The sequence below is a fragment of the Rhodopseudomonas sp. genome (assembly GCF_036404135.1).
Taxonomy (GTDB): Bacteria; Pseudomonadota; Alphaproteobacteria; order Rhizobiales; family Xanthobacteraceae; genus Rhodopseudomonas_A.
In genome coordinates this window covers 50,521-59,907 of sequence record NZ_DASWPE010000119.1, presented here as the reverse complement: position 1 = coordinate 59,907, position 9,387 = coordinate 50,521, and the positions used below count along the sequence as shown (strand labels likewise).

Annotated in this window: 9 protein-coding genes and 1 pseudogene; 7 read left to right on the top strand and 3 right to left on the bottom strand. The window is 67.4% G+C overall.

The window, feature by feature from the left end:
* A pseudogene (locus VGC77_RS15030) lies at nt 1-119 on the top strand (IS110 family transposase); the annotation flags it as partial.
* A 587-nt stretch (nt 120-706) separates the two neighbouring features.
* On the opposite strand, the gene VGC77_RS15025 reads toward VGC77_RS15030, so the two are convergent.
* Nucleotides 707-1,303 (bottom strand): cytochrome b/b6 domain-containing protein, encoded by a 597-nt coding sequence (locus VGC77_RS15025; protein WP_331172362.1) that lies wholly within the window; start codon nt 1,301-1,303, stop codon nt 707-709.
* An 8-nt stretch (nt 1,304-1,311) separates the two neighbouring features.
* Nucleotides 1,312-1,584 carry a PepSY domain-containing protein gene (locus VGC77_RS15020; protein WP_331172361.1) on the bottom strand — a complete coding sequence of 91 codons (273 nt, stop codon included), beginning with the start codon at nt 1,582-1,584 and terminating at the stop codon, nt 1,312-1,314.
* 151 nt (nt 1,585-1,735) lie between these two features.
* Here VGC77_RS15020 and VGC77_RS15015 point away from each other — a divergent pair, with 151 nt between their 5' ends.
* From VGC77_RS15015 to htpG, 4 genes are all read left to right on the top strand, one after another.
* Entirely contained in the window at nt 1,736-2,107 is a 372-nt protein-coding gene (locus VGC77_RS15015; protein ID WP_414709676.1) for a PepSY domain-containing protein, read from the top strand.
* Nucleotides 2,107-2,772 carry a response regulator transcription factor gene (locus VGC77_RS15010; protein ID WP_331172360.1) on the top strand — a complete coding sequence of 222 codons (666 nt, stop codon included), beginning with the start codon at nt 2,107-2,109 and terminating at the stop codon, nt 2,770-2,772. The genes VGC77_RS15015 and VGC77_RS15010 overlap by 1 nt, the downstream gene beginning before the upstream one ends.
* Complete coding sequence (locus VGC77_RS15005; RefSeq protein ID WP_331172359.1) at nt 2,769-4,124, top strand: HAMP domain-containing sensor histidine kinase; 1,356 nt, start codon at nt 2,769-2,771, stop codon at nt 4,122-4,124. Before VGC77_RS15010 ends, VGC77_RS15005 begins: the two co-directional genes overlap by 4 nt.
* An 81-nt stretch (nt 4,125-4,205) precedes the next feature.
* Nucleotides 4,206-6,068, top strand: a complete 1,863-nt coding sequence (gene htpG, locus VGC77_RS15000) for a molecular chaperone HtpG (RefSeq protein WP_331172358.1) — start codon at nt 4,206-4,208, stop codon at nt 6,066-6,068.
* A gap of 176 nt (nt 6,069-6,244) precedes the next feature.
* On the opposite strand, the gene VGC77_RS14995 is transcribed toward htpG, so the two are convergent.
* A complete protein-coding gene (locus VGC77_RS14995) occupies nt 6,245-7,303 on the bottom strand; it encodes a polysaccharide deacetylase family protein (protein ID WP_331172365.1) in 1,059 nt (352 codons plus the stop codon).
* Between the two features lie 206 nt (nt 7,304-7,509).
* Between VGC77_RS14995 and VGC77_RS14990 the strand changes: the two genes are divergently transcribed.
* Both VGC77_RS14990 and VGC77_RS14985 read left to right on the top strand, forming a co-directional pair.
* Nucleotides 7,510-8,904, top strand: a complete 1,395-nt coding sequence (locus tag VGC77_RS14990) for an OmpA family protein (protein ID WP_331172357.1) — start codon at nt 7,510-7,512, stop codon at nt 8,902-8,904.
* A 5-nt stretch (nt 8,905-8,909) separates the two neighbouring features.
* Nucleotides 8,910-9,206 (top strand): hypothetical protein, encoded by a 297-nt coding sequence (locus tag VGC77_RS14985; protein ID WP_331172356.1) that lies wholly within the window; start codon nt 8,910-8,912, stop codon nt 9,204-9,206.
* Nucleotides 9,207-9,387 lie beyond the last annotated feature (181 nt).

Genomic DNA, 9,387 nt, shown 5'->3' with positions numbered 1-9,387 from the left:
ACCAGCGCCTGATCAGCGCTGGTAAGCCCAAAATGGTCGCCCTGATCGCCGTCGCCCGAAAGCTCCTCACCACCCTCAACGCAATCCTGCGGGACAATCAGCCATGGCAAAACGCTTGACAACCAAGACAGTCGCTGAGGTGTCCGAGCAAAGCGAGGGCCTCGAAGGATGCGGCGACAAGTACAAGTGGCCCCTCACGTGCTTGCGGCCATCCTTCGAGACGTCCGGCTTCGTCCTGTGGGCTACGCCGGGCTCCTCAAGATGACGCTGAAGACGTTGCGGATGCGTCGGTGGCGAGGGCCAAAGCTCCGCGGTGATCTCAACTATCTCGCAGCAATTCCTGTGCCGTCATCCTGAGGTGCCCGAGCAAAGCGAGGGCCTCGAAGGATGCGGCGACAAGTACAAGTGGCCCCTCACGTGCTTGCGGCCATCCTTCGAGACGTCCGGCTTCGCCCTGTGGGTTACGCCGGGCTCCTCAAGATGACGCTGAAGATTTTGCGGATGCGTCGGTGGCGAGGGCCAAAGCTCCGCGGTGATCTCAACTATCTCGCAGCAATTCCTGAGCCGTCATCCTGAGGTGCCCGAGCAAAGCGAGGGCCTCGAAGGATGCGGCGACAAGTACAAGTGGCCCCTCACGTGCTTGCGGCCATCCTTCGAGACGTCCGGCTTCGTCCTGTGGGCTACGCCGGGCTCCTCAAGGATGACGTCAATCAGGTGGGGACTCCCCGGAAAGTGGCTGTGCGGCCTCGCGCTTCTCGCCGGTCAGCATCGCCTTGGCGAGGTTTTCGCGGTGCGTGAAGCTGACCAGGATGACGCCGGCGACGTGCAGCGCGATCAGCGCCACGGTCAGATGGGCCAGCGCCGCGTGCAACTGCTCGACCCATCTGGCGCCCCAATAGGCGTCGGTGGTCATCAGATAGCCGGTGACGCAGCTGCCGCCGACCGTGACGATCAGCGTCAGGATCATCGCCGCCCCGGCGGGCGTATGGCCGAGCCGGCGCTGCGATGTCCCCGTCACCAGCTCGCGCAGGTCAGCGAAAACTTCGCGCGGCGGCCGCACGAAATCGGCGAAGCGGGCGTGGCGCGGGCCGACGAAACCCCACACAATCCGCGCCGCCACCAACACGGCGATGGCGTAGCCGGCGGCGATGTGCAGCTGTTCGATCTCGTCGCCGGTGGCGTAGGCCAGCGCGAACAGCCCCACCAGCGACCAGTGGAACAGCCGCACGAACGGGTCCCAGACCTTGACCACGACCGGCGGCGCGCTGCCGCCGGTCTCGGTCGCCTCGGTGGCGATGCGCATCGCGGCGCTTACAGCTTGCCGACGATGCTGCCGTTGGTTGGATCGACGAACACCTCGACCTTGGCGCCGGCCTTGTCGATCGCGTAGAATTCGCCGCAGGCCTTCTTCACCTTGCCCTTGTGGACCTTGTAACCTTGTGCCTCGAGTTTGGCCTGCAGCGCGTCGAGCGGCAGCCACTGGCTTTCCGGCGCGGTGGTGCAGGGCTTGCCCCAGCTGTCGGCGCGGGCGGCGGTGGTGGCGACGAGCAGGGTGGCGGCGGTCAGCAGAACGATGTTGCGCATGTTGGTCTCTCGCATGATGCCCGGCGCACCATGCGGCGGGCGGCCATGGCAACCTGCACGCGCCGCGCTGACAGCCGGCTGTTGATCCATGTCAGCGTTCTGACAGCCGGGCGTGGTCATAGTGATCGGCTCCCGACCGATGGATGGAACAATGCGGTTGCGCTTAGCAAATCTGGTGTCGGCGGCGGCGATCGCGGCGCTCGCGTTGTCGGCTGCCGCGGTCCGCGCCGATCCCTGGGACCACCATGGCGAGGGCCGCGATCACGGCGAGCATCACGATCATGACCGTGACGGTGACCACGACGCGGTGCGCGGCGCGGTGCAGCGCGGCGAGATCAAGCCGCTCGCCGAATTGCTGCAGATCGTCAAGGGCAAGCTGCCGGGCGAGATCACCGGCGTCGAGATCGAGCGCAGGCACGGCCAGTGGCTGTACGAATTCCGCGTCATCGACAGTGCCGGGCGTCTGTTCGAGATTTATGTCGACGCGCAGACCGGCGACATTCGCCGAACCAAGGAAAAGTGATGCGCGTGCTGCTGGTCGAGGACGATCGCCGCATCGCCGCCGATCTGCAGCGCGGGCTGCAGGCCGCCGGCTATCTGGTGGAGACCGTCGGCGACGGCGAGGAGGCCTGGTTTCGCGGCGATACCGAGGATTATGCCGCGATCATTCTCGACCTCGGGCTGCCCGGCATCGACGGGCTGACGGTGCTGAAGCGCTGGCGCGGCAACGACCGCCGCACCCCGGTCTTGATCCTGACCGCGCGCGGCAGCTGGGCGGAGCGGGTCGACGGCATCGACGCCGGCGCCGACGATTACTTGCCGAAACCGTTCCGGATGGAGGAATTGCTGGCGCGGCTGCGCTCGATCGTGCGGCGATCGGCCGGGCAGGCCTGCTCGGTGATCAGCGTCGGCGAGGTCACGCTCGACGAGCGGCAGATGAAGGTCGACGTCGGCGGCGTGCCGGTCAACCTGTCGCCGTTGGAATACCGGCTGATCGCGTTCCTGTTCCTGCATCGCGGCCGCGTGGTGTCGCAGGCCGAGCTCAGCGAGAACATCTATGGCAATGAGGACGCCCACGATTCCAACGCCATCGAGGTCTTGATCGGCCGGGTGCGCAGGAAGCTCGGCAGCGAGTTGATCGAGACCCGCCGCGGCTTCGGCTATCTGGTGGCGGGAAGCGGCGGATGAGCGGCCATTCGTTGCGGCTGCGGCTGATCGCGGGCGGCGCCGCGGCGATCATGCTCGCGCTCAGCGTCGCCGGCTTCGGGCTCACCGTGCTGTTCGAGCGCCACGTCACCCGCAGCGTGGTCGACGACCTCGACGTGCATCTCAAGCAGTTGCTGGCCGGGCTCGAGGTCGACGCCGACGGCAAGCCGATCGTCGCCCGGCCGCCGGCCGATCCGCGGTTTTCGGATCCGCTGTCGGGGCTGTATTGGCAGATCGGCGACGACCACAATGAGTTGGTCCGCTCGCGCTCGCTGTGGGATTCCATGCTGGCGCTGCCGGCCGACGAGGTGGCGCCGGGCGAGGTGCATCACCACACCGTCGCCGGACCTGGCGGCGCGCAGCTCTTGATCGCCGAGCGCCAGGTCACGCTGACACTGCACGATCAGCCGACGGCGGTGCGCGCCGCGGTGGCGGTGGATCTGGCGCGGGTGGCGGCGGCCAGCGCCGCCTTCGCCAAGGATCTGGTGGTGGCGCTCGGCATTCTCGGCGTGGTGCTGGCGCTCGCCACCTCGGTGCAGGTCGCTTTGGGCCTGCGCCCCCTCGATGCGTTGCGCCAAGGCATCGCCGATGTCCGTTCCGGCCACAGCCGGCGGCTGCGCGCCGCGGTGCCGACCGAGGTGCTGCCGCTGGTCGAGGAGGTCAACGGGTTGTTGGCGGCGCAGGAGCGCGAGATCGAGCGCTCCCGTGGCCGCGCCGCCGATCTCGCCCATGGCCTGAAGACGCCGCTGGCGGCGCTGGCCGCCGACGCCGGCCGGCTGCGCGAGCGCGGCGAGGCGGCGTTGGCGCGCGACATCGAAGCGGTCGGCGACGCCATGAGCCGCCACGTCGACCGCGAACTGGCGCGGGCCAGGGTGCGCGGCGAACCCGGCCGCAGCCTCGGGGTGGCGACCGACCTTGCGCCGCTGGTGCGCTCGCTGGTGGCGATCCTGTCGCGCACCCCGGCGGGCGCCGCGATCGGCTTCGAGATTGCGGTCGCCGACGAGGTCAGGCTGCCGATCGACCGCAGCGATCTCGCCGAGGTGCTGGGCAATCTGCTCGATAACGCCACCCGCCACGCCAGGTCAAAGGTGCGGATCGGCGCCGCGCAGGGCGCCGGCGGGCGACCCGGCGTGGCGATCGAGGATGACGGCGTCGGTATCGCGCCGGCGGCGCGCGCGGCGGCGCTGGAACGCGGCATCAGGCTCGACCAGCGCGGCGAGGGCTCAGGTCTTGGCCTCGCCATCGTGCAGGACGTGCTGGAGGCTTATGACTGGACGCTGTCGCTGGAGGTATCCGAACTCGGCGGGCTGAAGGCGAGCTGCCGGCCGGCGTAACCCTCGCCAAGCATCTTGCCTTCGCCGGCTCGGGCGCTATATCGGGCTTTCCCCGTGATAGCACCGAATCGAGCGCGACCCATGACGACGACCGACACCGCCGCCCAGTCCCAGCCGTTCCAGGCCGAAGTTGCCGAGCTTTTGAACCTGATGGTGCACTCGGTCTATTCGGAAACCGATATCTTCCTGCGCGAGCTGATTTCCAACGCCTCCGACGCGCTCGACAAGCTGCGCTACGAGTCGATCGCCACCCCCGAGCTGATGGCCGAGGGCGGCGAGCCGAAAATCAGAATCGTGCCGAAGAAGCAGCCGGATACGCTGAGCGTGATCGACAACGGCCTCGGCATGGACCGCCAGGAGCTGATCGACAATCTCGGCACCATCGCCAAGTCCGGCACCAAATCGTTCCTATCTAAATTGACCGAAGCCAAGGACGGCGCCAGCCTGATCGGCCAGTTCGGCGTCGGCTTCTATGCCGCCTTCATGGTCGCCGACCGCATCGTCGTCACCAGCCGGCGCGCCGGCAGCAAGGAGGCCTGGACCTGGTCGTCGTCGGGCGGCGCCGGCTTCGAGATCGCCCCGGCCAGCGAGGAGGACGCGCAGCGCGTGGTCCGCGGCACCGAGATCGTGCTGCACCTGAAGAAGGACGCCGCGAAATATCTCGAAGCCTATGAGATCGAGCGGGTCGTCAGCGCGTATTCCGACAACATCCAGTTCCCGATCGAGCTGGTGCCGGAAGACGGCGAGCCGCGCCAGATCAATTCCGCCAGCGCGCTGTGGCAGCGCTCGAAATCCGAACTGACGGCGGAAGATTATGCGCAGGCCTACAAGCAGATCGCCGGCGCTTTCGACGAGCCGGCGATGACGCTGCACTACCGCGCCGAGGGCCGCTACTCCTATGCGGTGCTGCTGTTTGCGCCGTCGACCAAGCCGTTCGACCTGTTCGAGCCGGCGCGCAAGGGCCGCGTCAAGCTCTACGTCCGCCGCGTCTTCATCACCGACGACGCCGATCTGCTGCCGTCCTATCTGCGCTTCATCCGCGGCGTGATCGATAGCGAGGATCTGCCGCTCAATTTGTCGCGCGAAATGCTGCAGAACAATCCGCAGCTGGCGCAGATCCGCAAGGCGGTCACCGGCAAGGTGATCGGCGAATTGGAAAGCCTCGGCGAGAAGGACCCCGAGGCGTTCGGCAAGATCTGGGACGGCTTCGGCCTGGTGATCAAGGAAGGCATCTGGGAGGACTTTGAGCGCCGCGAAAAGCTCTTGGCGCTATCGCGCTTCACCACCACCAAGGGCGAGAACCGCACGCTGAAGCAATATGTCGAGGATCTGAAAGAGAACCAGACCGAGATCTACTATCTGGTCGGCGATTCGATCGAGCGGCTGAAATCCAACCCGAAGCTGGAGTCGGCGGCGGCGCGCGGCATCGAGGTGCTGCTGCTGACCGATCCGGTCGACGCGTTTTGGACCTCGGCGCCGCTGGATTTCGGCGGCAAGCCGCTGAAGTCGCTGAGCCAGGGCGACGTCGATTTCGGTCTGATCCCGACCACCGAGGAGCATAAGGACGAGGAGGCCAAGCCCGAGACCGACGAGGCCTTGACCATCGCCGCGATCAAGGACGCGCTCGGCGACAAGGTGTCCGACGTGCGCGCCTCGCAGCGGCTGACCGCCAGCGCGTCCTGCCTGGTCGCCGGCGGGCTCGGCCCCGACCGCGCGCTAGAGCGGATGCTGGCGCAGCAGAACCGCGGCACCGCGAGCAAGCCGATCCTCGAGGTCAATCTGCGCCATCCGATCGTGGCGGCGGTCGCCAAGGCCAATGCCGCCGACGCCGCCGATCTGTCGCTATTGTTGCTGGAGCAGGCGCAGATCCTCGACGGCGAATTGCCGGAAGATCCCGCGGCGTTTTCGGCGAGACTCAATCGGCTGGTGCTGCGCGCGCTGTGAGGCCTGAAAGCTAACTCAAAAAGCAGCTGAAAAAATCAGGGGGGTCGTCATTGCGGGCCGAGGCCGGCGCGCAGCGCCGAGCGAAGAGCGAAGCAATCCAGCGGCCGCGCGCGGAGCCCTGGATTGCGTCGTCGCAAGAGCTCCTCGCAATGACGTGTTGAATGCCTGCGCCAAGGTTACGCCGCGTCGATGCGGCGGAAGCCGTTCCACATCGCGGTGGCTGCGCCGGAGGTCAACACCGGCAGCAGCCGCTCGTCCTGGTAGTTGCCGTTCAACGACAGCCGCGGCAACGCGGTGAGATAATCGGCGTTTTCGGCGAACACCATGCCGGGGCGGGTTGTCACCGCGGTCCTGAAGCCGAGCGCCTGCGCCAGCGCGAATTCGCGGGCGCCGGCGGCGGCCTTGTCGCCATAGGGATAGGCGAGGTGCAGCGCCGGCCGCTGCAGCGCGGCTTCGATGCATTTGCGGCTGTAGGCGATCTCGTGTTTGGCGATCACCTCGCTCTGCTTGGCGAGGTTGCTATGGGTGATGCCGTGGACCCCGATGGTCACCAGCGGATCTTCGGCGAACGCCGTCAGCTCATCCCACGGCATGCAGAGGTCGCGGGTGATTTCGAGGTCGTCGATGCCGTGGCGCGCGCACAGCGCGGCGACCTCGCGGCCGACCTCGCCGGCGTCGGATAGGGTGCGGATCCAGCCGTGCAGCCGCTCGAACGCCGCCTGCTTGGCGGCGTCGCTGGCGCAGTCGATCCGTTCCTCGACGCCATCGATCGAAACGTCGATCTGCTCGGTGCTGGCGATCAGGCGCTCCAGCGCCACCCACCACAACCGGCCGATGCCTTGCGCGAAATCGCTGGTGACGTAGACGGTGAACGGCGCCTCGAATTCGCGAAACAGCGGCAGCGCGAAATCCCGGTTGTCGCGATAGCCGTCGTCCAGCGTCAGGCAGGCGAAGCGGCGGGAAAAGTCCTGCTCGACCAGCCGGCGCCGCGCTTCGTCGAGGCTGACGATATCGATGCCGCTGGCGCGCAGATAGCCCAGCGTCGCGCGCAGGAAATCCGGCGTCACCTCGAGATGGTGGTTGGGCTGGAACGCGGCGTCGCGCGCCGGCCGCACATGGTGCAGCACGAAAATGGTGCCGACGCCGGCGAAGATCGGCCGCAACGCGTGGTGGGCTCCGGTGAAGTACAGCGCGCCGAGTCCGGCACGGATGACATTGTTTCGAAACCGCTTCATCAATTCGCCGAGCTTGGTGGGCGCCATGGACTGAGACTAGCTCGCATCGGCTAAGGAAACTCTAATGCCGACGCCGGCGGGGCGGAACGGCGCGTCGCGCTGGCGAACTGCGGATCCGGGAGAGTTGTTTCGATTTGCCGCATTTGCCGTTTGACAGCCCTGCAAGGGTTTGTTTTCTCTCTGGTTCCCGACCAGCAGGATGTCGAATGCGCGGACTTGTCAGATGGAGCAGCAAATGGTGGCCGGGTGCGGTTCCGTTGCTGGTGCTGTGGGGCCTGGCGGCCTGGACCACCACCGTTCCCCTGGAAGCCGACGTCGCGGCGCGCGCCACTGCCGCGCTCAAGGATACGGTTCTCGATAAGACCCAGATCGCGGTCGCCGGCCGCGACGTGACCTTCACCGCGGAGGCGTTTTCCGAGGACGGCCGGCGCAGCGCGGTCGCCACCGTGGAAGCGGTGCCCGGCGTGCGGCTGGTCAATGACGACACCCGGCTGGTGGCCGAGGCGAAGCCCTATGTCTGGTCGGTGGAACGCGACGTGGTGCGGGTGACGCTCGGCGGCTCGACGCCGCTGCCGGCCAGCAAGGCTCGGCTGCTCGACGCCGCGCGCGGCAGCCTGAACGGCATCGAAATCGCCGACCGGATGGCGCTGGCGCGCGGCGCGCCGCAGCGCTTCGACGCCGCGGCGCTGTTGCTGATCGACCAAATCGGCCGGCTGAAGGAAGGCAAGATCACCCTGACCGACAGCAAGGTCAGCCTGTCGGGGATGGCGCGCGACCTCGGCGGCCGCGAGGCGATCGCCGCGGCGCTGAAGAACCTGCCGGACGAGTTCAGCGTCGTCACCAACGACATCAAGGCGCCGCCTTACGTGTTCCAGGCCAACAAGGACCCGGTCGCGGTGACGCTGACGCTGACCGGCTACGTGCCGGACAACGCCGTGCACGCCGCGCTGGCGGCGGCCGCCGCGCGCAAGTTCTTCTCGGAAAAGGTTGTGGACAATCTGAAGGCCAGCGTCGGCGCCCCGGCCGGGTTTTCCAACGCGGTGGTGGCAGCGCTCGGCGCGCTGTCGCGGCTGTCGACCGGCACGCTGGTGGTGTCCGACCGCGCCGTGATGCTGTCCGGCGACGCCTTGTATGACGAGGCGGTCAGCCAGATCCGCGCCGGGCTCGCCAAGGAGTTGCCGCAGGGCTGGCAGGTCAAGACCGAGGTCTCGGTGAAGCCGGCGGCGGCGCCGGTCGACCCCACGGTGTGCCAGCAATTGTTTGCCGATCTGCTGGCCAAGAGCAAAATCCGCTTCGAATCCGGCCGCGCCACCATCGATCCGGATTCCGCCGGGCTGCTCGACCGGCTGATCGAGATCGCGCTGCGTTGTCCCAACGCCACCATCGAGATTGCCGGCCATACCGACGGCGACGGCGACAGCGCCTTCAATCAGAGCCTGTCGGAAAAACGCGCCCAGGCGGTATCGGAGTATATGGTGCGGGCCGGCCTGCCGGCGGAGCGCTTCCGCCCGGTCGGCTATGGCAGCAGTGCGCCGGTGGCGCCGAATGACAACGACGAAGGCAAGGCGCAGAATCGCCGCATCGAATTCATGGTGAGGTAGCGGCGATGGTCACGCTGGCGTCATTTTACTGGGGCTGGTTGCTCGGCGCGGGGCTGCTCGGCTTTGCGATGGGCTGGATCGCGGTGGTGCACCGCGGCCACGGACTGTCCAAGGCCGCGGCGGGCTGGCTCGGACTGCTGGTGGCGGGGCTGCTCGGGCTGGCGCTGGCGCGGCTGGTGCCGGGCCGTCCGGGCTATTGGCTCGACCTCGGCCTGGTGATGCTGGCGGTCTACCTCGCCGGCTGCGCGGTCGGCTCCTGGTTGCGCTTCTGGGTGGTTTCGCGACACCAGGGCGCTGCCTGACCGCGCCTTCTGCCGTGGCGCATTGTCCCGCGCCCGCGCGAACCGGCTAAGCCGTGCAACCGTTTGGGCTATTCCGTCTTTAATAAGCTTGAGGAGCGCAGTTGACGCACCGGCCGATTTCCACTTCGCTCGGAAACGCGCTACCACCCTGTTCGGGAGACAAACCGGCAACGGCTATGTC